At 40.7% G+C, this 22,410-nt stretch carries 35 protein-coding genes; 4 read left to right on the top strand and 31 right to left on the bottom strand.

What is annotated here, in order from left to right:
* Window positions 1–6: 6 nt before the first annotated feature.
* Window positions 7–909, bottom strand: coding sequence for a lipoprotein NlpI (gene nlpI, locus C6Y39_RS10665; RefSeq protein ID WP_105931226.1), 903 nt, complete (start codon window positions 907–909; stop codon window positions 7–9).
* A gap of 135 nt (window positions 910–1,044) precedes the next feature.
* On the opposite strand from nlpI, the gene cdd reads away from it, so the two are divergent.
* A complete protein-coding gene (gene cdd, locus C6Y39_RS10660; RefSeq protein ID WP_338065010.1) occupies window positions 1,045–1,452 on the top strand; it encodes a cytidine deaminase in 408 nt (135 codons plus the stop codon).
* Window positions 1,453–1,545: 93 nt separating this feature from the next.
* On the opposite strand, the gene C6Y39_RS10655 is transcribed toward cdd, so the two are convergent.
* From C6Y39_RS10655 to C6Y39_RS10540, 26 genes are all read right to left on the bottom strand, one after another.
* Complete coding sequence (locus C6Y39_RS10655; RefSeq protein WP_105931224.1) at window positions 1,546–2,214, bottom strand: hypothetical protein; 669 nt, start codon at window positions 2,212–2,214, stop codon at window positions 1,546–1,548.
* 2 nt (window positions 2,215–2,216) lie between these two features.
* Window positions 2,217–2,819, bottom strand: a complete 603-nt coding sequence (locus C6Y39_RS10650) for an RNA polymerase sigma factor (protein ID WP_105931223.1) — start codon at window positions 2,817–2,819, stop codon at window positions 2,217–2,219.
* A 9-nt stretch (window positions 2,820–2,828) separates the two neighbouring features.
* The gene (locus tag C6Y39_RS10645) at window positions 2,829–3,521 is read right to left on the bottom strand and encodes an energy transducer TonB (RefSeq protein ID WP_105931222.1); all 693 of its coding nucleotides are present in this window, start codon (window positions 3,519–3,521) and stop codon (window positions 2,829–2,831) included.
* Window positions 3,522–3,626: 105 nt separating this feature from the next.
* A complete protein-coding gene (locus C6Y39_RS18760; RefSeq protein ID WP_167390647.1) occupies window positions 3,627–3,788 on the bottom strand; it encodes a hypothetical protein in 162 nt (53 codons plus the stop codon).
* A 96-nt stretch (window positions 3,789–3,884) separates the two neighbouring features.
* Entirely contained in the window at window positions 3,885–4,931 is a 1,047-nt protein-coding gene (locus C6Y39_RS10640; RefSeq protein ID WP_240618866.1) for a succinylglutamate desuccinylase/aspartoacylase family protein, read from the bottom strand.
* Between the two features lie 152 nt (window positions 4,932–5,083).
* Window positions 5,084–5,797: a DUF4328 domain-containing protein gene (locus C6Y39_RS10635; RefSeq protein ID WP_240618865.1), complete on the bottom strand. Its 714-nt coding sequence runs from the start codon at window positions 5,795–5,797 to the stop codon at window positions 5,084–5,086.
* A gap of 95 nt (window positions 5,798–5,892) precedes the next feature.
* Window positions 5,893–6,942 (bottom strand): DUF2157 domain-containing protein, encoded by a 1,050-nt coding sequence (locus C6Y39_RS10630; RefSeq protein WP_105931220.1) that lies wholly within the window; start codon window positions 6,940–6,942, stop codon window positions 5,893–5,895.
* Between the two features lie 77 nt (window positions 6,943–7,019).
* Window positions 7,020–7,277 (bottom strand): type III secretion system chaperone family protein, encoded by a 258-nt coding sequence (locus tag C6Y39_RS10625; protein WP_105931219.1) that lies wholly within the window; start codon window positions 7,275–7,277, stop codon window positions 7,020–7,022.
* Between the two features lie 20 nt (window positions 7,278–7,297).
* Window positions 7,298–7,522 (bottom strand): hypothetical protein, encoded by a 225-nt coding sequence (locus C6Y39_RS10620; protein WP_105931218.1) that lies wholly within the window; start codon window positions 7,520–7,522, stop codon window positions 7,298–7,300.
* Between the two features lie 101 nt (window positions 7,523–7,623).
* Window positions 7,624–8,028, bottom strand: coding sequence for an MAPEG family protein (locus tag C6Y39_RS10615; RefSeq protein WP_105931217.1), 405 nt, complete (start codon window positions 8,026–8,028; stop codon window positions 7,624–7,626).
* Between the two features lie 34 nt (window positions 8,029–8,062).
* On the bottom strand, window positions 8,063–8,380 hold the full coding sequence (locus tag C6Y39_RS10610) for a hypothetical protein (protein WP_105931216.1): 318 nt from the start codon (window positions 8,378–8,380) through the stop codon (window positions 8,063–8,065).
* 22 nt (window positions 8,381–8,402) lie between these two features.
* Window positions 8,403–8,861: a hypothetical protein gene (locus tag C6Y39_RS10605; RefSeq protein ID WP_105931215.1), complete on the bottom strand. Its 459-nt coding sequence runs from the start codon at window positions 8,859–8,861 to the stop codon at window positions 8,403–8,405.
* 330 nt (window positions 8,862–9,191) lie between these two features.
* On the bottom strand, window positions 9,192–9,791 hold the full coding sequence (locus tag C6Y39_RS10600; protein ID WP_105931214.1) for a DUF998 domain-containing protein: 600 nt from the start codon (window positions 9,789–9,791) through the stop codon (window positions 9,192–9,194).
* Window positions 9,792–9,862: 71 nt separating this feature from the next.
* Window positions 9,863–10,357 (bottom strand): P-loop NTPase family protein, encoded by a 495-nt coding sequence (locus C6Y39_RS10595; protein ID WP_105931213.1) that lies wholly within the window; start codon window positions 10,355–10,357, stop codon window positions 9,863–9,865.
* A 67-nt stretch (window positions 10,358–10,424) separates the two neighbouring features.
* Complete coding sequence (locus C6Y39_RS10590) at window positions 10,425–11,279, bottom strand: DUF1444 family protein (protein WP_105931212.1); 855 nt, start codon at window positions 11,277–11,279, stop codon at window positions 10,425–10,427.
* Window positions 11,280–11,461: 182 nt separating this feature from the next.
* Complete coding sequence (locus C6Y39_RS10585; protein ID WP_105931211.1) at window positions 11,462–11,653, bottom strand: YHS domain-containing protein; 192 nt, start codon at window positions 11,651–11,653, stop codon at window positions 11,462–11,464.
* 54 nt (window positions 11,654–11,707) lie between these two features.
* On the bottom strand, window positions 11,708–12,085 hold the full coding sequence (locus tag C6Y39_RS10580; RefSeq protein WP_105931210.1) for a hypothetical protein: 378 nt from the start codon (window positions 12,083–12,085) through the stop codon (window positions 11,708–11,710).
* Window positions 12,086–12,188: 103 nt separating this feature from the next.
* Window positions 12,189–12,425: a hypothetical protein gene (locus tag C6Y39_RS10575; protein ID WP_105931209.1), complete on the bottom strand. Its 237-nt coding sequence runs from the start codon at window positions 12,423–12,425 to the stop codon at window positions 12,189–12,191.
* Between the two features lie 60 nt (window positions 12,426–12,485).
* Entirely contained in the window at window positions 12,486–13,076 is a 591-nt protein-coding gene (locus C6Y39_RS10570; protein ID WP_105931469.1) for a GNAT family N-acetyltransferase, read from the bottom strand.
* A 32-nt stretch (window positions 13,077–13,108) separates the two neighbouring features.
* On the bottom strand, window positions 13,109–13,558 hold the full coding sequence (locus C6Y39_RS10565) for an MBOAT family O-acyltransferase (protein WP_105931208.1): 450 nt from the start codon (window positions 13,556–13,558) through the stop codon (window positions 13,109–13,111).
* An 8-nt stretch (window positions 13,559–13,566) separates the two neighbouring features.
* Window positions 13,567–14,103 (bottom strand): GNAT family N-acetyltransferase, encoded by a 537-nt coding sequence (locus C6Y39_RS10560; RefSeq protein WP_105931207.1) that lies wholly within the window; start codon window positions 14,101–14,103, stop codon window positions 13,567–13,569.
* Between the two features lie 147 nt (window positions 14,104–14,250).
* Window positions 14,251–14,688: a GNAT family N-acetyltransferase gene (locus C6Y39_RS10555; protein ID WP_105931468.1), complete on the bottom strand. Its 438-nt coding sequence runs from the start codon at window positions 14,686–14,688 to the stop codon at window positions 14,251–14,253.
* 108 nt (window positions 14,689–14,796) lie between these two features.
* Window positions 14,797–15,177 (bottom strand): VOC family protein, encoded by a 381-nt coding sequence (locus C6Y39_RS10550; protein ID WP_105931206.1) that lies wholly within the window; start codon window positions 15,175–15,177, stop codon window positions 14,797–14,799.
* Window positions 15,178–15,475: 298 nt separating this feature from the next.
* Entirely contained in the window at window positions 15,476–15,646 is a 171-nt protein-coding gene (locus tag C6Y39_RS18755; protein ID WP_167390646.1) for a hypothetical protein, read from the bottom strand.
* Between the two features lie 90 nt (window positions 15,647–15,736).
* A complete protein-coding gene (locus C6Y39_RS10545) occupies window positions 15,737–16,096 on the bottom strand; it encodes a hypothetical protein (protein WP_105931205.1) in 360 nt (119 codons plus the stop codon).
* A 139-nt stretch (window positions 16,097–16,235) separates the two neighbouring features.
* Window positions 16,236–17,267: a serine hydrolase domain-containing protein gene (locus C6Y39_RS10540; protein ID WP_105931204.1), complete on the bottom strand. Its 1,032-nt coding sequence runs from the start codon at window positions 17,265–17,267 to the stop codon at window positions 16,236–16,238.
* A 266-nt stretch (window positions 17,268–17,533) separates the two neighbouring features.
* Between C6Y39_RS10540 and C6Y39_RS10535 the strand changes: the two genes are divergently transcribed.
* The 3 genes from C6Y39_RS10535 (at window position 17,534) to C6Y39_RS10525 (ending at window position 19,227) form a co-directional block, all read left to right on the top strand.
* On the top strand, window positions 17,534–18,511 hold the full coding sequence (locus tag C6Y39_RS10535; protein ID WP_105931203.1) for a transposase: 978 nt from the start codon (window positions 17,534–17,536) through the stop codon (window positions 18,509–18,511).
* 158 nt (window positions 18,512–18,669) lie between these two features.
* Window positions 18,670–18,912, top strand: coding sequence for a type II toxin-antitoxin system Phd/YefM family antitoxin (locus C6Y39_RS10530; protein ID WP_105931202.1), 243 nt, complete (start codon window positions 18,670–18,672; stop codon window positions 18,910–18,912).
* A gap of 6 nt (window positions 18,913–18,918) precedes the next feature.
* On the top strand, window positions 18,919–19,227 hold the full coding sequence (locus tag C6Y39_RS10525) for a type II toxin-antitoxin system RelE/ParE family toxin (RefSeq protein WP_105931201.1): 309 nt from the start codon (window positions 18,919–18,921) through the stop codon (window positions 19,225–19,227).
* Between the two features lie 356 nt (window positions 19,228–19,583).
* Here the strand turns inward: C6Y39_RS10525 and C6Y39_RS10520 are convergent, their stop codons facing one another.
* The 4 genes from C6Y39_RS10520 to C6Y39_RS10505 form a co-directional block, all read right to left on the bottom strand.
* Window positions 19,584–19,835: a mechanosensitive ion channel family protein gene (locus C6Y39_RS10520; RefSeq protein WP_105931200.1), complete on the bottom strand. Its 252-nt coding sequence runs from the start codon at window positions 19,833–19,835 to the stop codon at window positions 19,584–19,586.
* Window positions 19,836–20,078: 243 nt separating this feature from the next.
* Window positions 20,079–20,342, bottom strand: coding sequence for a hypothetical protein (locus tag C6Y39_RS10515; RefSeq protein ID WP_205664188.1), 264 nt, complete (start codon window positions 20,340–20,342; stop codon window positions 20,079–20,081).
* Between the two features lie 78 nt (window positions 20,343–20,420).
* Window positions 20,421–21,782, bottom strand: a complete 1,362-nt coding sequence (locus C6Y39_RS10510) for a hypothetical protein (protein WP_105931199.1) — start codon at window positions 21,780–21,782, stop codon at window positions 20,421–20,423.
* 256 nt (window positions 21,783–22,038) lie between these two features.
* On the bottom strand, window positions 22,039–22,332 hold the full coding sequence (locus C6Y39_RS10505; RefSeq protein ID WP_105931198.1) for a DUF1244 domain-containing protein: 294 nt from the start codon (window positions 22,330–22,332) through the stop codon (window positions 22,039–22,041).
* Window positions 22,333–22,410: the final 78 nt, after the last annotated feature.

Below are 22,410 nucleotides of genomic sequence, written 5' to 3'. Positions count from 1 at the left end.
GGTCTATTACTCTTCGTTTTCTGGTGTGCTTACTGCGTTCTCACGCAAACGATTAAGCTCCATTCTTGCGTATCTGTGTTCAACATAATCGAAAACGTTAGTGCTAAGCGCTAGCTTAAAGTAGTTAGACGCTACGCCACTGTTTCCGCGGTGACTGTGGAATTTGCCCAAGTAGAAATACGCTTCGCATAATCTGTCTGTCAGCTCTTTTTGGCTTTTCACTCCGTCAAGCAACGAATTAAGCACGTCATTTTCATTAACGGTACCTAGAAACAAATCCACCAGCGTTGTTGCCCAATGGTCATTGTTTAGCGTAGGTCGAATAGACGCTAAGTAGGTTTGTCCATCAAGCTCAGACACGTCATGATGAGCAAAATACGCCCATAGAGCACGGAACGGGTCAGTGTCATCTTTTTCAAAGAAGCGGTTTAAATCAGTAATTGCAAGCTCTGCTCTTCCGCCGTAATACAACGCAATGCCCCGGTTTAAAAATGCAAAATCATAATCCGGGTTAATTTCTAAAGTAGAGTCGAATGCGTCATAGGCTTGAAGAAAATCGTTTTGCTGAATGTAATGAATGCCCATCGAATTATGGGCCTCAGCGAGGTCAGGCTTTAAGTTTATCGCCTGAGAGTAATCAAATTGAGCAAGGCCACCTAAGCCAACGCTGTCATAGAGCATTCCACGTTGAAAATGTAGCTCGGCTTTGTCTTCATCGGAAAGCGCCGGACTACTTAAAACTTGATTGTAACGGGCAATTGCCATTTCGGAACGCGGATTAACGGGCGCAGGCTCGGCTAAAAGCAAGTTTCCCATTTGAGGCCTTTCTGAAACAGGTGGTGTTTGTGCACAACCGGTTAAAATAGCAGCGAATATAGAAAAAAAGATGAGACTAACGTTTCTGCGCATGGTAAAAAAGCATTCTATAAAAAAAGAAAAAACCGCCTGAGTATTTAGTATACGCTTGTCGCGGCGTTAATGCCGCCAACCTTCTCGCATTTGATGATAAAAGTAAAGCGTATTGGGTGGTTAACACAGGTAGCTATGAAGAAAAATAATTTAGAAGAACTATCACAACTTGCTTTTGACGCACAGAAAAACTCTCATTCACCTTATTCCAATTTCAAAGTTGGTGCTGCAGTGCTCACTCCGACAGGCGACACTTTCTCTGGTTGTAATGTAGAAAGTGCTGCATTCCCGTTAGGACAATGTGCAGAAGCAACCGCCATCGGCAATATGGTGACACAAGGCCAAAAGCGCATCTCACATATTGTTATTGCCAGCCCCAACGACGAATTCTGTTTCCCCTGCGGCGGATGTAGGCAGAAAATTGCTGAGTTCGCGCCTGATGAAACCCCCGTTACCATGGTAAGTCAAAGTGGAGAAACATTTGAAACCACTATTGGTGAATTACTTCCCAACGCTTTCCGGGCACACGATCTAGACAAATAAGCTTACTGCGAAACACTGTTCGTAGGCGAGGCTTGAGCGAAACATTACTGCCCTTGCCTCGTTTACGAATTTATATACCCTGCTCTATTCTTATCAGCATATCAGCGGCTTATTTGATTGCTTAATCGAAAGTATTCTTCCCTGTGCATCTAGGGCCAGCGCCACGTTAGCACCAACACTAATATCTCCCTGTATGCGACCGTTTATATTCAACGATGTAATTAGGTTTTCAGAAACCACAACCTGCTGTTTATTACAATTCACTAGAAGCCAGTCCCCATCTTGCGACTGCAAAGTAGCTGGCTGCAGAGTTACCGCTTTAGCGACTAAGTTACTTTCAACATATTGGCGCGTGTAGGCGTTGAAACGCGCTTGATAGTCGTTACTCGTTTTATTAGCGAGTAATTTATCTTCACCTTCAAAACCGTGGTAGTGAACAATGTCTACAGTATGTGCAGCGGTTTGCCTACTTGGCAAAAAACGGCTTTGGAATGTTCCAACATTATATACTCCTAGCATAGCTACAATAGCAAATGCCACCGCGGTAAATCGCAGGGTTGAAGAAGCAAAATAGGCGCGAACATGCGAGCCCACGAGCTCAAACATACGTTCTTTTTCATTTTCACGTCCTTTAGCCTTGTTATGTGCAAGCACATTGGCGCGTATACGGGCGTTTACCTTGTCGGATGATGTACCATTTTGCTTCTGTATTTGCTGGCTGCGTCTAAATGCATCTTGTAGCTCTTTATCTGAAATAGACATGATTACAATTTCTCCAGCATAGTTTTAAGACTGTCTTTTGCATATCGTATTCGTGTTTTGACCGTTTCTTTTTCAGCGCTACAAATGGCGGCTATTTCCCTAAGTCCAAACCCTTCAAGCTGTAGCGAAAGCGCTTCTTTTTGCTTGTAAGGCAATTGCTGAATACAAGCCTTGAACACGTCTTTTTCTAACCCTTTTGCCACATCTTCTTCTATCGTAGACTGGGCATGCTTTGTCAATTCACCTGACGAGAACAATTCAACCGCGTCGTTGTTATATTCAAGCTTGGCGCTTTTTCTTAACTCATCTATAAGCGTTCGCCTACCAATGGTGAAAAGCCATGCTTGAAAGTTGTCGCCGCTCTTAAACAAATGACTATTTTCGATAACTTTTATCCAAGTGCGCTGACAAATATCTTCAGCTACTGTGCTATCGCTCAACACCTTTAGAAAATAGAATAGCTTGTTGTTGTGTAAATCAAAAAGTGCGGCTAAGGATGCTTCATCACCCTTTGCGCTGTACTGCAGCATCAGCCTTTCACTCACACCCAACGCTTTTTCGCGCTTACCTTGAAACAGGTTTTGTAAGCTTGCGCCTATACTCATAGGCAATCCTTATTGTTCTAGTTTGAAATCTAATACTACAACCATACCTGGCTGACTAACAGGCTTACCGCCATTCAGCTTGGGCTTGTACTTCCATTTTTTAAGGGCTCTGCGTGCGGCTCTATCAAACACCCGCTTGGGCTGTGAATCTAGTACCTCAATATCAGATACAGCGCCACTAGCAGTCACCGTAAACCCAAGCTTGACCCAGCCCTCAACACCATCACGACTAGCTTCTGGTGGATAAGTAGGATCTACTCTAAATTGAGGTGTAGCCTGCATATCACCTTGAGCACTATTCAAATTTATCGATAGGTCTAATTCTGTATTAGGAATGTGTGATTTTATATCAAAATTGCCAGGGCCATCGTTGGGCTCAGGATCGAGTTCGACAACTTTTTGTGGTGGCGTTTTAATTACTTGCTCAATGGGCGCAATGGGCTTTTTAGTAATAGTGCGCTCATCTTCAGGCTGGAAAATGATGGGTTCAAAAAGCACAGGTGGCGCTTCGCTTGTGTTTACCTCATCTTGCTTAATAAGTTCTGCCATCAAGACAAAAAGCCCTGCGGTGACGGTTCCACCCGCAACTGCGATTACAGCGGTACTAACAGTGCGTTTCAGTAGAGGCGCTTTCTCAAACGGTAGAACACCATGTTGTGATAGGTGCTGTGAATTAGCGCTTGGTAGTATGGTAGTTTGCATAATGTTCCCCCTTTTTTCACTAAACGGGGGAACTCAAAGAAAGGGGTGAAAATAATTATTTTTTATTTACGTTAAGCGTAGATAAAGCAAAAACCCTTATTTATTTTATTCGCTGGGCCTTTCGCCTTCACGTACATCTTCACTAGAGGTTCGTGCACTATTAGCGTCTTGGCGTTTATTTAATTTAGCTGCTGCCATAAAACCAATAAAAAAAATGGCGAAAATAACCACGCCTACCCAAATTAATACGTTAAAAAGAAAGTCCATATCATTCCTTAATCACAATTTTGTGAAATAACTTTAACATTTATTGGTTTAAGTGGGCGAAATAGATCATAACGCCTGTTTTAATCATCAACTCGGTTATTCAGACTGCTCAACACCTATAGCCATTACGGATTGCCCGTTCTTAATTGCAGGCATTTGATTGACCATCATCACGGTACCATCAACAGGTGCTTGAATAGTTTCGACGTGATTACCAAAGTAATCGACTACCTTTCCCACCTCTTGCCCTTTCTTAACCTTGTCTCCTGTTGCCTTGGACGGTCTGAAAAAGCCAGTGGTTGTGCTTGATGGATATTTAATTGTTTCGTAAATAACAGGCTCAGGGTGTTCAACGGGCTTACCTGGCAACATGTTCAAGAAGTACATTGTATTTGTAGCAACTTTCAGTGCTTCAGCAATAGACGCCTCATCTGACTGCGCCAAATGACCTATCTCCGTTGTAAGGCCTGGCTTACCTCTGGTCATCGCCGTATTTGGATAAGAAATCGAGTTGTTTGGATCTCTAGGTCTGTCGCCATACATAACGATATGCTGCATACCCGTTGCTTTTGCAAATTCAAAAGTTAACGCATCGAGTTCTTCATCGCCCACAAAAGGGGAATAAACGTGATTAAGCAATGTTTGATTTGCGCTCCCTGAATGCATATCAACTAAAAAGTCGGTTTTGCTGATAAATTCCCTAGTCAACAATTCAGCTATTTGCTCTGTCGGTGTGCCTTGTGCACTGCCTGGGAATTCTCTATTCAGGTTTTTTTCATCTTTAGGATTTAACGCAATTCTATTTCCATGAAACCCGTCTAAGTTTGCCAAATGCAACACAACCAGCACACCACTCATTTCCTTTGGATCGATGCTTTGCTGGAGTTGTTGTAGCGCATACATAGATGGAAACTCATCGCCATGGATCCCGGCGGTAAGCAGTAAGACAGGGCCGTCATTTTTTCCGTTAATCACCGTTACCGGCAAGGTTATACTTCTTTCTTTCGCAAGATAAGATGCTTTCTCTCCGGTTTGCGTAGTCACACCCATCAATTCAAAGGGCTCATTTGCGCTAACATTTAGGCTAAACGCGCAGCAGAGAGAAATAGCGACGAAGGCTAGTGTTCTGTTTTTAAATCGCATAGTTGAAAACTCATCGGAAAAATAATGCGTTAGTAAGCCAGAACGTTTTATTTTAATCAATAAAGAGTATTTTAAAGCACTTTTAATCAATACTCGTTTCTAGCGGGTATTACGTTCTTTATAAGACTAACTAAGTGATAAGCTAACTAACTTCAATTTGCTGGCTCTAGCTCTGATATCTCATCAGCTTCTGACCGACTATCACCATTCCTGTGCAACGCGAGCTGGGCTCTAGAAACGTTTTTAATCAGTAACCATGTAATTAGCGCTAGAGGAATAGAAATGATTTCTGAAGCCTGTGAGACCAAATTTACATTCATAATTTCTGGGATTTCTTCTGCTCTTCTGGACATTCGAAACACCGCCTGCCCCACCATGCTATTCGCAATCCAGAAAAACCACCAAATACCTAGAATTGAACTCACTTTTACAACCGACCAATCAGCTGGGTTTTGACTAGCCTGCCAGATTTCTTTCATCGCTTGATAGGGTTTCCATAGCGATACTATTGGAATGAAATAAAAACCTATCGACCAGCCTGGCGAAAACGACATATCTTTCGCACCAAAATGACGCGCATTTTGATTTGATTGATAAATCCACTTGAGAATTAAAGCACCGGATACGATAAACACTCCAAGATACAGAAATGCAATGGCCTGCTGTCTTTTGTCATTGGCTTCCGCATCGGCTACCGCCATTTCTTGGCTAAAGTAGACACCATTTTGAAAGTCGGTTAGAAGCTGATATTCCATTAGATTTGAGCCGATAGCGACGAATGCCAGAACAACTTGCAAAACAAGTAAGTATTTAATCCACACAATAAGGCGACTAGGGTCTTTAAACGCTACTTGTTTCTCTGACATATCTATTTACTACCTTCAGTTTTCGCCACTTTAATGGCTGTTATAAAAATGTATTTTACCGATTGTCTTTTCGCGCATTTACTGAGCGTCCTTCGTTACCCAAGTTTTTTATCTAGCAGTTCCTGAAGCGGCTTTGGTAAAACATGACGTGCTTTGCGCGTAATTTTAACTTCATTCTTTTGCCACAATATGCCTGCATACACTACACCCAAACCAATTGCCGTTAACGCAATGGGAAAAAGCCAACTGTCCTTAAACACGTTGGATGCTAAGTGCCCAAGATAAAAGCAAGATCCTAACGCACCGAATATTACAAAGACTTTTCGAACCAGCAATGCACCTAGCCCCACCATGGCGAGGTTTATACAAAAATAAAAAAACTTAGAAAGTTCACTGTCTGAGTTCTGGCTTGAAAGCCCGCCCCAAAACGCAATAACGCCAAATAAATACAACCAAAATGCGTAATCAGCAGTGTGCCTTGAACGTATATCGACCCAAAAAGCCAATAGGGTCATGAGTATGCCGAAGTACATAGATACTTTTGCGCGAAATTCCCACGTATGAGAATTCCATATATCGTCTTGGTCAATGATAAGCATCACGACATCCATGCTGATGTACCAAAGCGTTACAGCAATTGGCATGATTAAAAACGGGAACTTATAACGCCATGCTATGATTAAGCCAGTTACCAATGTACCTAGTTCCATGTACAACCACAGCCATTTAATACGCGTATGGAACTGACGGTAGACCGTATCGTTATCGGGCCAGAGGCCAAGCCACTGCTGGAAGCCGTATATAGCAAGCGGCGTTAAACACACCACAAAGGTAGCGCAAATACCTGCAGGAATGGTTAGATTCTTATGTGCCAAAGAATTCGCAAGCTTGAGGCCTACACCGGCATAAAGCAGCGATATAAAGAGGATTCCTAAGCCGCCAAACTGCTCCCACCCCAAATTCATAAATAAGGTCATAGCGCCTATCGCGATTAGACCACCTAAATAATAAAGAATATGGGTTAAGGTGAATGCAGGAGTATGCTGGCTTTCTGCCTGAAAAAAATTATAAAGGTCTACGCCCTGCTGTTCAGAGATAATGTTGTTGGCCACAGCTTTTTGAATACTTGCTTTCGATACTTCCATGTACTTCCCTGAAATAGCTCGTAATACTTAGAACTTTTACTTTACGCGGTTATGTCAAAAAAGCCAGCCAAGAAAAGTTACAGGGCTTTTCCAGTCTCTTTCTCGTATGCTTTTTCAGACTTGTCCCACATTAAGTGGCCAAAAACGACGCCTGCAATGGGAAAGATGATTAATGCAATGATTGGCCGTACCCAAATATTCTCTGATGGCTCGATAAGCTCCATTAACACGGACCAGAGGATAGCCGTTGTGACGCCCCACCCTAAAACACCGTTAACTATAACGAAGCGCTGTTTGCCTTTCTCTCGTATTTTTACCCACTTATCCATGTTCATTAAGATATCCTTTTTAAAAATCAAGCAATCATTACTATACCGACGAAGACAGCGACTACGGTAATAAAACCAACCGCGAAAGTATTTCCTTCATCTTTTCCCGCTCTTGGATATTTGCCGAAGGTTAGGAGTTTAAGCACCACATGGCCTATACCTTTTAAAACCAACTCGACGATAAATTCTACTAGTATCCACTTTATTATTCGAAGTATAAAACGGCCCAGCGGCTCCAATACGTCTTCCATAACTTTAATACCTTTTACTATTATTTTTTATTAGCGGTCGCCTTTTAACTATGGCGCTGATAACGTCCTTTGCTCGATAATCAGGTTCCTTTGACCTTGAACTACCAGCTAAAATTACGAATAAAAATCAAAGTCCACATTGCCAAAACCGCAATAAAATTGATAGTAAATACCACACCGCGCAATCTGATATTGTCTGTAAATATCTGAACAATGCTGTGCAGCACTCTGCCAATCACAAATGTCCAAGCCAGATAGATTTGCACACCGGCTATTGGCTCATCCATTGCGATTAGCAATACGCAAGCGATATGAAAGAACATTGGCCATTCAAATTGGTTGCTTAAGTTTGCGCTGATTTTAGGCTGAATAGAGTGAAAAGGGTTTGAGCCGTTTTTGCTTCGACCTACTCCCCATACAACGGGTGCGCGAGCTACGGTTAACAAAGCATAAAGCAAGGCACACCAAACGATATGAAGGAAAACGGGGGTGAGAAGTGTGCTCATAACTGCTACGTGATATCCGTATTATAAATTTAGCCTATAAAGAAACGGCTTTAACTCGGCGTTCGCTGTCTATGTAGAAAAGTGAATACCCCTTTGTTTTGAACTGTTCTCGCAGCGTTAAAAGATGCTCTATATCTTTTTCAATTACTATTAGCTTTTTATGCCCGGTATTATCAAGGGCCGACATAAACGCCTCGCCGTTATCTTTATCAATCTGTGTACCAGCAACGATATAGCTGGTATCTGTAGACATAATTAATAAGCCTTTACCAAGACCCGCTGATTTCTTACTTGTAGAAGCACAACCAGCAACTAGAAAGCAAATTAAGAGAAGAGAAGTCCAACTTTTCATAGATATCCTTTCAAGGGTGTGGTCAATCAAACAGAGCTAACGAATTTAATTTAAAATGATAAACAGAAAAGCTATCAGCTTCTTCCTTTAGCGTAATAATTAGGGTGGCGTTTCCATTTTCGTAAGTTGCAGGGACTGTATAAGTCACAAAAGTACCAGAGCCTCCTCCTGCGAGTGCTCGAGATGTCACCGTGTTAAATTGATACTCACCAATTTCAACTAACTTACCCATTTTTGACAAAGCCCTTATGAGTTTTTCTAAATCACTCTCATTGATATTTTCAAGTTCAGACGCAGTAAGGTATTTTTTAAACGTCTCTAGTTCCCACATAGAAATATCTGCTATCGCAGTGTCCATATAGGGAATAGCAGTTTCTTCATACTGAGAGGATTTATAGCCTGACCACACAGCAACTAGAACAAATAGAAGAACAAGGGTGAGTACTGCAATTCCAAATCCCTTTAATATTTTTTTAAACATAATTTTCCATGTAAAGCACTATGTTGGATGGCCTAAACATCGATAGATTCGCGCGAAGCGGAGCCTCTTATTGAATGATTATTAAGCCAAAATCTCGTTGAAATAAAAAAGTAACATTAAGCTTAACGTCTTACCACTACTCCTCATATTTTCTAATTACCGCTACCTTACCGTCTTCAATTTCTAACACTTCTAGTGTTTGATAATGGAGTTCAACTAGCTCTTTGGTTTGCGGATGAATGCCCTTACTTGTTGTAGTGTATGAAATAGCTATCGCATTGTGTGCTGGAATAGGGAGTGAAGCTTTTAAAACGTATGCTCACTGTGCTTTCACTTTATAACGATGAAAACAGAAAAGATAAGCAACCAAAGAATTTGGCATCCGTAACTTAGACGTTGATAAAGCCCTGGTACAGTTTTTTGTTCAAGGGATTTGGCTAGTTTATAAGAAAAATAAACACAGCCTACAACGCTCAATACAGACAGAAGCCTCAGAGGCCAAGAATAGTAACTAGAGAAGGTAACAATCAGCGGCGCTACGATAAACGAAACTAACATTATTAGCCCTGACCAAGTATGGATTTTGCAACTTTTCGAAGGCGTTGTTGTGTATGGGTCCGCATCCATTGGAAAGTAGCCACATACCCAAGTACAGATGCCATGTATTACTACCATTGCACCGATAACCATAGTTGGCAAATGACCTGAATATGAGTTGATAAGGTAATACCCAAACAGAGCAAACAATAAGCCCAACGGATAATTATTTATTGCGGGCGAGAGCTTCTTTGTCGGGCTACCAAACGCACCAAGTTCACTACAAAATTGCTTTGTATGGCTATAATTCGGATAAAACCGAGAGGCAATGTAAATGCCTAAAACTATCCAAATTGACGCTGCTATCCCTGTAAAAGATATAAAGCTATCCAAACTGATGTCCTCCTTGATTGTATGGTGCCCACAATAATTAAGCGAAGCCCTATTTCTAAGCCCGATAAGTTTTAATTGAATTGGTGAGGGATATTTTGCGTTATCATTTTTTTACCACCGCTATAGTTTTCATAAAACTGCTGGTGTGCAGTATAAGAAAACGTATCGTCTCTTTCCGTATATTGCCCTATCCAATCTATCAACATAGGTAAATTATCATCTTGGGCTTGTTTGGTCTTGTACTTGTGGGGTTCCCAAGGTCTTGATTTCGCGTTAGCTATACACAACTCTACGGGTAAATTCATAAATATAATCTCAGTAGACTGCGCTTCTACAAGTTGCAGTAAGTCTGTGTAGCAGCCTTCAATAACCCAAGTTTTATTAGAACCGATAAACGCCTGTATCTCTTGTTCCGACTCTTTAATCGGCTTTCTTCTAGGCGGGCTGGTAGGCAGCCACGCAAGCGTATCGAGATCTAAATGCGCTAAACCGTGTGTATCACACAATCGCTTCGCCAACGTAGATTTTCCAGAACCGGAATTACCAAATATTAAAATTTTAGCCACGGTGTTTTCCTTAATTCGTCAGCAAAAGGCGTCAAGAAACGCTGATTATTCTTGCGCGTATAGCCTGCTACTCGTAAAACTTAACCCATTTATCTTCTTTGCGAATAAACCCAATATTAGACACGGGATGAGGCCAATGATTTTCTGGGTTATGCACGATCTCTCTCACCGTCTCTAAACTTTCCGCATCCTCTGAGCCCGTTACAATTACAACGTCTCTTGAGGGCACATAAACTACTATATCGCCTTTTACAGGAAAGTTTTCTTTTGACCATAGCGCGTCATAAATTAAAAAAGACGCTTCGTAAGTGCCATCGGCCACAACCATCGAGATGGTCGAAGGGTCACCTTTAATTTGTAGTGACTCAATAGCATTCATCAAATTAGACATTGAAAGGTCTCTGAGTTCTTTTTGTTCTACTCCTAACTTAGTAATGTCTTCTTTTGGCATGAACTTAATAGAAGAAGGCGTATCAATGGCGTAAAGAATATAAAGAACGTCATTTAACTTTTCATAAAAGAAAGGAAATTCACCCTCATTATTTTTGCTCATTAATTCCGTTATATGGTTAATATAACCTGTATCTTTAATAACGGGGACGATATGAGCTTTCTCCATGTTGGCCTTAGCGTCGCTACTGTTCTTCGTTAACGCACTAATATACAACTCAATAATTACGTCGAGCTCTGCTGGCTCTGAAAGATAATTCATGTAAGCGTTATCGAGATAAGCGGTTGACGTTCCTCCATCACTATAAGTCATCTCAATCTCTAGACGACCTTTTATATCGGCGCTTACAACCTCAGTTTTGGTGATAGCTGCGTTCGCATACCTTTGAGTAAATGCACTTTCATTTAAAATACTTTGAGCAAACGCACTGCTTATAAAAAAACACACAAAGGCTAATATGAATATTTTCATTTTTTACTCACTTATTTCCTTATTAATTGGAAATCTTACGACTTCCTTTTTTGAGCTAATCTCGCATTGATGAGCTTTTCAAATGATGCGTTTGCTTACTCTAGATACTCTAATCTACGCTGGTTTAGGAGTTATCATTTACATTCACGTCTGGTAGTACGCGTTAAAAAAATCCTGACATTTCACTTCCCAAAGTTTTCTTTTATTAGCACATCAAAGTACTGAGTATCATTCGGGCTTGCTTGGCTGTTTTTAGCAAAATCGCTGCTACATCCAGGATTACAAAAGCCTACCGTATAGCCACGATATTCGGTCAGCGAATCTGGTTTTACTGGTTTGCCAGATCTAGGGCAGAACTTGTTGATGGGCTCCATTGCTTTTCCTTAAAAGGTACTTACCACATTAATTCCAAATGAACGAGCGGTTCACTATTTTCCATGATTAAAACTGAAAAGTTCGCCGATTGCCCATCCAATTAACATAGCAGTTATATAAGCGATTGGGCTGTACAATATCATAAGACCGCCACCAATATTCGTGCTACCACCAGCAGACATAAAAACCTGCCCATAACTAGCAGATGTCACTAGCAATGCAGCTAAAGTCATAAGGAGAAGGCTTCGCTGACTCAGCTTTTTGTTAAAGGCCCCTAAAACAGCAAGTACTATAAATGGCAAACCGGGCAGTATGCCCCAATATAATAAATTAAGAGATGACGTGGACCCGCTCCCAGCTACGAAAGCAGTTAATGAAAGTATGGCACCACCTAGAGTATTAAACGCTAACAAAGCGATTCTTCTGTTCATACGTAAACCTAAATCCTTTTAAACTTGCAGAGCAAAAATTCGACGGGAAGCATACACTTTTTTAATGCTTAACCCGTGGCTCCCCGTTTCGCAACAAAAAGCCCTATTTTTGCTGCGCGTCTCTTTGGTCTAAGTCTTTACACAACTGGCAGTCGATGTTCTTTTTAAAATTGTATGCACGACGAGTGGCAAATATGGCTATGGAAATAAAGGCCCAAGTTAGTCCAAATGTTACAGAGTAAGAAACGGTTTGACCTTTAATATATTGAACGCTAGAAAACAAGGCAAATAACACGGGCAGAGCAATGCTGTATTGAAAAATCCATTTTTTGATTGGCATGTAAGTTCCTTTTTATATCTTCCACGCTACGCTTGTCATCTATTAAAAATAACGTGCTTATTAGCTATTTATTGAGAGTTTAAAAGTTAAGTTCTCTTTAACAGCGAGCCATTCTGTATTAATAATGGAAAACACAACCGTATCCCTATAGCCGCCATTAGCCATTTTCTGATGGTTCCTAAGCACACCGTCTTGCTTTGCTCCTAATCGAGCAATAGCGGTACGTGAAGCTTGGTTGTGCCAGTTTGTTCTAAATTCTACAGCAATTGCTTCGAGCGTTTCAAAGGCGTGAGTGAGCAAAAGTAACTTACATTCCGTGTTACATGACGTCTTTTGATATGTCTTGCTGTACCACGTGTAGCCAATTTCCACCCTCTGATTTACAGGGTCAGCATTGCAAAAGCGCGTTGAGCCGATAACTTGCCCACTCGCTTTGTCTGTCACTACAAAGGGTAAAGATATCCCTTTGCCTTTCTGCTCTAGTGCTGTCGCAATATAGTCACTGATAGTTTCAGCGTTTGGTACTGATGTGAACCATAACTTCCATAATTCGCCGTCCGTCGCTGCGTTCACTAAAGCGTCTGCATGTTCCATGGTTAAGGGAGTAAGCGTTATATTTTCAGATTCTAATTCTACGTCTTTAAACCACATATCACTTTCCATGTCTGATTAGTCATATGTTATCAAGCATACAAGGTTTCCAAAAAGTACGTTATACCTAGCGAAATAAAAATAAACGATGCATTGATTAGTGCGCGAACAGGCCAACTAACGTGACCGTATGATATCCCTGCCCCTTTTGAACCGATAACCATCAAACCCATTAACCCAAACCATGGCGTAAAGAAAAAAATGGTTTTCCACTTAATGATTGATACGGCGATATCGTGAAGAGCGCCGCTAACTAGAAATGTAATAAAAGTAGCTAAAGAAATGGGTAAGAAATTCGCAACTGGGCGCATAACATTGCGTGATAAATAGTAACCCCAGATAGGATTCCAATAGTGCCAAAAAACCGGAAAAGAAGAGGCTCCAAAAGAGCGTGAAAGCATGTTTTTCATGGAATCACTCGCGCCCAATGGTACGCCATTTCGTTTCTTTACATATTGCGCAAGTGAGAGTTTGCTTTTCATATTTAATGTTACCAAAGAGCGGGGTCATTTAATGCTTCGACACATTTAGTAGGGCCGGCCATAGGCTCAATTACCTGCCCATCTAGCGATTGGGCAAGCCAACCAATAGGCTGACTCAATGGGCAAGGCGCTTTCACAATATGTTCACTAATTTGCTCGAAACCAGTTTTAGAATAATAACTTGGGTCGCCATAGGTAAAAGCCAAATTTACGTTTAAGGACCTTAAATGATCTAGGCCATAAGTGATTAGCTTCTGGCCTATACCAGTCCTTTGCATATCTGATGAGATGGCGACCGGCGACAAAATGAAAGCGATCTGCCCGCTTGGCACCGTTAGACGACTGAAAAATATACATCCGACAACAGTCTGGTTTATTTCTGCAGTGCACCCTTTTAAATCTTCTGGTGCAGTAGTAGCAATAAGGTTGGTGACAAAATCTGCAATAACTTGACCTTCTGCTTGCCCCTCAGATTCAGAGAATACTTTCCTGAAAAGTTCGATAACCTCTAGAGATTTTGATTCATCAAATAGTGAAAATTTCATACTGCCTTATTCTTTATTTTTTAACACAAGGGAGCGCAATGCCGCAAAGTCTCAGTGATACACGAGCTACACTCGGCAACGACGTAACGGTGTGTATATGTCTCAGTATCAGAGAGGCCTAGATGAACATTTCTAGACTGGTAAACACTATAGCCTAATAAGCGAAAGCATATCTTCACCATCTTCGTCTAAGCCGACTTCATTAAAACCGAAACTTGAATAAAAATTCTTGGCGACAGGATTTTTAGGGTTGTAGCAGATTTCGATTTCTTTAACGCCAGGAGTTTGTTTTATTGACCTTATTGCCAGCGTTAAAGCTGACCTACCTATTCCTTGGTTCTGATACTTTTTATCGACCATAAAACGCCAAATAGAGACTTTTGAAACCGATTCTCTAACCCACATAAGAAAGCCAACGGGCTCATCACCGAGATATATAGCCCGACAAGTGTGATCTTCGTTATAAAACGACTCAACTAAAGACCACATGTTGCACGCCACGAAATCTTCCTGGGCTTCAGTCACCTCTAAATCGCAGACAGCCTCATAATTATTCTTGTTTATTTCTTCCAATGAAATTTGCATATTCATCCTGAATTTTTCTTCTCGTTAAAAGCGCAGTAACACGGAGGACTTATCCGTTAGGTTCACGTGTATGTCCTTTGCGAAAACGCATGCCAATACAGCAGTATGCTATATACGCTTTTCTACTTTCCAAGGAGGATTTAAGCGGTTCTCACCCGCCCAGTAAAGTTTGATTTTGTTACCGGATGGATCTTTTAGTATTGCTTCTTTCCATAAGTAACGTTGCTCTGTCGGTTGCTGTTCGAACTGAACACCTTTCTTCGTTAACTCAGCACACAGTTCATCAAGCTTTTCATGCTCGAAGTAAATCACAGAATTATTTTCAAACTCACCAGATTCGAGTGATAAGGAGAAAGTAGAGTTCCCGTCTGGGCAAGAAAACCTTGCGTAATGAGGAGTATCGACAATTTGAGTAAAGCCGAGCTTTAGATAAAAGTTAGCGGCAATATCCATATCTTTTACTGGCAATGTTACCTGATTAAGTTCCATTTAAACTCCTAACGTATAACAACTAAAAAACAGACTAAGTAATGACTGACCCGAATGCGAAATAAAGTGATACATACCTAGCTGCTATGTGCCCATATTTATTTTCTTATTATGGCGCTTCAAAAAATTACGCATTCTTGCTCCATAACGCACGTTTTGAGGTACACGTGCGCGGCTATAACGCGAAGGAACAACTGTTTCCGCCCTGCTGAAATCACATGTTATGTGGCGAAAAAAACAACATACAAACTTGGGTTACTACAGAAACTAAACCTTGCCAATATTGAGCGCCAATAGGTTAAGTCTCTTTTCGCCTTTTGATTGGAAACAAGCCAAACCAAAAGGCGCCCTCAAGAACAAGGCCCAATATAATGAATAAAAACACACCTGACTGAATTCCTTTGCTGTATGATGCAATAGCTGCTGCTAGAAGAACTAACGCAATAAGAATTCGATAAATAGCTTTCATTTAAACTCTCCTTTTTAAATGCCAAACGCTAAGCTGAATGGCAGTGATGTTGCGGCATTTAGTGGCTCACGCGTTAAGCGCCGGCCGATACTACAAGTAACCTGCTTTTTGGTACTTTCCATACCCTGCCCGAGTCAATTCCTTGAGCTCTTCAAAGAGTTTGGCATCTGTTGCTTTGAAATTAAAGCACGATTTGCCTTGCATTCGTTTTTGAAGCTCTGGCGATATACTTTCTAATAATTCTGGAAATACATAAACGGGCATCAGATGAAAGCTGACATAATTCTTATTGATTTTGACTGAGCCAAAATACATTGGCGTCTTGTTTTTCATAACGTGATGCGTGTTCAAATAAAAATCATCAGGATTATCAGTGACCACGACCATGCCATTGGAATATGGAGTCAGTATATCTTTGAGATGATGAAAAACTTCGTCTGGATTATTCACTTTTTTAAAACCTCAAGAACATAGAAATTGGACACGCACAAAATGTATATCTCGATAAACAAAAAAGACTGTCTTGTTTAATCTGCAATCTAGCCTGAAACGCCCCCAAATTATAGCGACACCTTATCAAGCTCACCTTCTATTTATTTTCTGCTTTTCGAAGTATTTTGAAAATTCGGTTTATTGTGATTTCAGACAAGTTCCATTCATAACCGTTAAAGTCAGTAGTATTGATAAATTGAACGACTACGGCATCGAGATCTCTGTCATATTCTGCAAGGCTCTGATAGCCAATAACTAATCCTCCATGCTCGAAAACATAAGGGTAAATTTTCGCTTCGCCTGCATTGAAAATAGAGCCATTATTTAGCGCTCGTAAGAACTTTCCTACATCCTCTGCCGTTGCTAGCATACCGTAGTCTCGCGCCTTAACATCTTCCTCGAAACCAACGTAATAGCCGCTCATCACGTCGTCCATATTGACCTCGCTCAATGAAAAATAGGTATTATTCAATTGAAGCGGGAGCAAAATATTTTGCTTAATATACTCATGGTGACTGTACCCCAACACCTTATTCATGATAGTGCGAAGTAACAGGTAGTTGGTATTGGAATACTCATAACCCTCACCCGGCTCAAAACTGGCGGGAAGGTCTAGCGCAAAGTCGAGTGCTCGTTTGCCGTTTTCCGGTTCGTTTTCCCAGTAGGCAGCATTATCAGTAAAGTTAGGAATTCCTGACTTATGTTGCACCATCATTTTTAGCGTTATGTTTTCTGAGTTCTCAATTCTGCCCTCAAGCTCGGGTAAATAACGGATGAGCGAATCGTCTAGAGATAGAAGCTGTTCTTTCGCCATTTTGGTGATAGCCACAGCAGTATACAACTTACTTATACTGGCAATTTTAAATAAGGAGTCGGGTTCAGCTGGTATTTTGCTATCTCTGTTTTTCCAGCCTGCAGTGTAAAAAGCTGGGGGTTTTCCCGCCTGGTCCACATAAACAATCATACCGTCGAAGCCATGACTAATAGCTTCATCGACTTGCTCTTGCACCGTTTGAGGTAAAGGTAAAATCCAAGCTTTAACCAATATCCAAGGAACGAAAAACAGAGAAATAATAGTACTGACTAGCAGAAAAAGCCTGATGATTGTTGTTCTTCGGTTCTTCGTCATTTAACCCAGGCCTTAAAGCGCATCTTGTTAAAATATCAATAAAAGGAAAGACACAAATATGCCTGTCATGTTAAATCTAGTTTAATCAAATTCTAAGCTTAGAGCTTTAACCAATTTGTAACATGGTGTCTCTAACGATTTTTCAACAGTTAGTTAATCAAGACAGGCATAATTTGAAAACAGTCAAACTGTCCCCTCGTACACTTTCCTTAATCTAAATCCCTATTCAAACTGCTGAACAAGTTAATCAGAGTAAGACAGATGCAATGCCTAAAGCCCGAAAGTCACAAATTAGTTTATCGGACACGCCCTATTATCACTGTATTTCCCGCTGTGTTCGTCGTGCCTATTTATGTGGTGAGGAAAACGGTAGAAGCTTTGAACATCGTCGCCAATGGGTAGAAGACCGTATTCATGTTCTAAGTGAAGTGTTCGCCATTGATGTATGTGCTTATGCGGTAATGAGTAATCATACGCACCTAGTATTACACGTAAACAAAGAGAAAGCAGACGCACTAAGTACAGAGGACGTGATTCAACGTTGGCACAGACTGTACAAAGGCACATTACTCTCGCAGCGCTACATGTCAGCAGATTCACGTAAAGAATTACGTGAAACCCAAATTAAAACAGTGGAGTTGACGGCTGAAGTATGGCGTAAAAGGCTATTTGATATCAGCTGGCTTATGCGTGCACTGAATGAATACATTGCCAGGGCCGCGAATAAAGAAGACAACTGCACAGGGCATTTTTGGGAAGGACGGTTTAAATCACAAGCGCTATTGGATGAGTCGGCCCTTGCCGCCTGTATGGCTTATGTTGATTTAAACCCAGTACGAGCAAAGATGGCCAAAAATCCTGAAACATCGGACCATACCAGTATTAAATACCGAATTAACGCAGCCAAGGTAGGCAAAACACCGAAAAGACTTATGCCTTTTGCAGGCAATCCAAGGCAAGAGATGCCGCACGGTTTACCTTTTTCTCTTCCAGACTACTTACAGCTTGTAGATATAACCAGCCGATATTTTCATCCAAATAAACGCGGCAAGGTTCAGCATAACCTAGCCCCTATTTTAGACCGTCTCAATATTGAACACGAACATTGGATAACTTTAACGACGCAGTTTGAAACCTGCTTTAAGCACGCCGCTGGCAAGGTGACTCATTTAGAGCAATACGCGCAGAATCAACATCAGCAACGGGTTCAAGGCCGACAAAGTGCGATGCGATTACTTGGTTAGCTTTGCAGTTAAATAGCGAGCGAAACTTACATACAGAAAGATGCCTGTCTTTTTTATCAGTAAGTTTACCTTTCGCACAAATCGCACGATTTGATTAAATTGACCATTTCGTACGATTAACTATAATCTCAGTCTTACTTCGGATTTGGAGATTAATCATGCACACATTAACGGCAAATGACGCCAAACGTAATTTTGGTGAGTTACTTCTTAGTGCCCAGCGCGAGCCAGTCAAGATTAGCAAAAACAACAAAGATGCCGTAGTTGTAATGTCTATTAGAGATTATGAAGAGCTAGAAGCAATGAAAGCTGACTACCTCAAACATTGCTTCGAAGCAGCCAAACAAGGCCTAGCACAAGGTAATGCCGTTGATGGCGAAGATTTTCTGAACGCCTTATAAACAGTTATGCAGAAGAATAAATACAAAATAAGTAAACTAGCTCAGGCTCATTTGCGAAAAATCAAAAGCTATTCCGTTAGCAATTTCTCTGAAGTGCAGTGGCGCAACAACAAAGATACATTACTAAGTGGATTTCAGATGCTTGCGGATAACCCTGCCGTAGGTCGAAGTTGTGATGAAATTTACCCAAACGGGTTTTACTTTCCTGTAGGCAAACACACGGCTTACTTTACAATAGAAGACGGCTTTATTTTGGTCGTAGCTATACTCGGTCAATCACAACTACCTGAAAACCATTTGTCATTTTATTTATAAGTTCTCCAACGCATAAGAAGCAAAAAATTAATAACTTTATACAGAAACATGCCTGTCTCTTTTAGTCTCACATGTATGCCGTTGTAAAAAGATGACTGTCTTGTTTAGTCCAATGCAGAACCATGCCTGTCTTGTTTAGTCCGGTGTATTTAACGCTACACAAAGATGCCTGTCTTGTTTAGCCGAGGGCAGGAACATAATGTCCTGCTTAGGTTCGGAAACATACTAAAAAGGATGATTGTCTTATTAGTCTATTTCTATAAAAGACTCAGACAGGTGGGCATGGCGACTTAATGTGCCTAGAGAAGTGCACAAATGAGCCTGTCTTGTTTTTCTAGAAAAGAAAGATGCCTGTCTTATTTAGTATTTTCCTTACCAACATCACGACTGTAATAATTCCATAGTTTCCAAATTTCAAAAAACTCGCCATAAAGTGACTGGAAGTTCTTAGATGCCTCTAAATCTAGCTCTTGTTTGGATTTTCGGTAATTCCAGTAATGAGTGATTCTTTTACCTATTACCCATCCAAGTCCTAGCAATAAGGCTGAACCTATGAATTTCGGTGAATATTTGACTAATTCTTGAATGAATAAATCATAGTAATCCATAGGTCCTCCAAGAAAACTAACGCCGCGCTTTGCGAAAATTTGGGAGCGACAGCGAGTAAATTTTCCGTAGCAGCGCCTTGTTAGTGTATTTAATAGATACTCTTAATCAAGCCCTGATAATTAACACGCCTGTTTACACTATTAATGAAGTAATACTGGTCAAAAATAACTTTCTCCCGAACAAACTCATAACTGAAACATGCCTGTCTTAATTAGGCTTTTACAGAAACATGCCTGTCTCTTTTAGTCCTCGTGATTGTGAGGATTGTCATACTTCGCCTCAACTTCACGTCGAATCTCAGAGCGGCGGTTGGATTCCGCTTCCCACTTTTCTTGTGAATGAGAATTACGATCTCTCTGTATGGAGTGAAGAAACATGTTTAGCGCAAGGTTAGCCTCATAAAACTGACTTTCCAAACTACGTAAAATACCTTCGATTTCCCACAACCAATCACGATCTTCATAGTCTAACCATGTACCGGGTTTTATTATTTCAAAGATGTACATAATTTCGTCCTTGATTCATAACGTTTTCGTAATAGGCGCGAGCCTGCGAGCGTCCTAATTGACGAATTTGTTATACGATTAAGCGATTAAGTTTGCAATTTGCTGAAGCCATTGAAAAACAATATTTCCACTGACACCATACATTGTATTCTTAAGCGCTTCTGACAAATCTTCAAAAACATCCGAAGATACATCTCTAACAGTAATGAGCGCTTCTTTTGTGGCAGGTTCATCATTGTCTGTCGCGCCGTCTGTAAGGACCCGGTTTATTTGAGTTAAAGCATTCCTCAATTCTGCACTATTCCACGCGTCTTGAATTAGTTCTTCAACAGTTCTACTAGAACTTTCTATTTGAGCTAGCATGACTTTTTCTTCTTTTTCTGTTTGGCGAAACAATAGGTCTTGTGATCTATTCATATGATGCATTTGTCGACCAACTTGCTCTTTGAGAAATCTTACTTCGTCCTCAAGCGTATGTATTCTACTATGATAGTGGCTTTCAGATATTTGCATAAGATCTCTAGTTTGCCTTACCTCAAGCTCCGCTAGCGATAACTTGTTCGACAATGCATGAATTTGTAGTTTGTCTTCTAATAGAGTTTCAGGTGGAGATTGATTCGTAACAACTAATGCATAGTCTTCTAATGTTTTCTCTATTATATCTCTTGCTCCATCAGGTGTATCGATTATTAACCTAACAATGCTACCATCTTGTTCAATACGGACCTTTACATCTATATCCGGATATTTCTGTTTAATTATTTCACCGAAATATGAAAGTATTCCAATACCAGCTTGGTAGTGTTCTTTTGGAAATTCTAAAACACGCTCGATTACATTAGGGGAATCATTTGGTTCAAACTCTATAATATCTAAAGGAGTTGCTTGGCTAGATATACCTAGCACAAGAAAAGGTTCACTCTGGTTTAAGGGTAGTAAATCTGTTAATTGAGCAAGGCATTTTTCAAAGTAAAAGTGAGGCCTCATTCTTCTAGGATCTTCATAGATATCTTTTTCAGAATCCATTGGGACAATAAGAATATAAAGATCGCAATATTCCGTGTTTACAACTTTAGGTGTTTCGACTAACAACCAATTAGGAAACATCATCATGCGGTCAGATGCCATCATTTTTGTCGCCACACGGTGCTTGAGGTTTCTAACATAAATATTTATACCGCCAGGAGTATCCGATATCATACGATAGCTACCCCAGCCTAGCTCTTCCATGAGTGTTTCCCAGCACCGATGAAATGAAAAAGGTGTTATTTCAACTACATTCTCATTATCTGTTCTGTAAGGTGGTCTAGAGTAGTTGGGATTTTGTAATAATTCTTTATTAATCCTGCTTACTGCTTCAAATATTTCATTGTATGCATCATCCTTTTCCTTAAGAATCTGCCAAGCAGAGTTGTAACTTATTACTTTATTGATATGCATATTAATTCCATTTGCGTATAACAGCTTACTCGTCCCCAAACCGTCATGCTAATCCACACCACTTTCGGGTATTTGTTCATTTTATTGCTCACTACTTTAAACCATAACCACCAGTAAAATAAAGAAAAGATCGTAAAATCATTTGTTGCTAATATTTTAAATATAACACATCAGCGTGCAGGTGATTTTGGTGTTTTTCACGCTGCCAAGCACAAAAAAGCCAGCTTTCGCTGGCTTCTTAAATACATATCAATTGTTACTTCTTCTGCCTAGCAGCTAGCCTTTCAAGCTGCTCATCAGTAGCAGGAAGCTGGTGCTTCTCTTTCCACTCTGAATACGGCATTTTGTATACCACTTCGCGTGCGGCTTCATAGTCGATATCAGCGCCCTGCTCGCTTGCAGCAGCTGAATACCATTTCGCCAAGCAGTTACGGCAGAAATCCGCCAAAATCATCAGGTCGATGTTCTGAACGTCTTTATTTGCGTCTAGGTGTTCTACTAGGCGGCGGAATACCGCTGCTTCTACTTCGGTTTGCGTTTGCTTATCCATAGTTTAATACCTCTAAAATAGCGCTTTTCGTTATGGTTTAAATGTGTGGATTAACAAGTAAAAACCCAACCCGTTATC

Source organism: Alteromonas gracilis (genome assembly GCF_002993325.1).
GTDB lineage: Bacteria > Pseudomonadota > Gammaproteobacteria > Enterobacterales > Alteromonadaceae > Alteromonas > Alteromonas gracilis.
The sequence above is the reverse complement of the archived record's forward strand: the minus strand, read 5'-3'. Positions and strand labels throughout refer to the sequence as shown.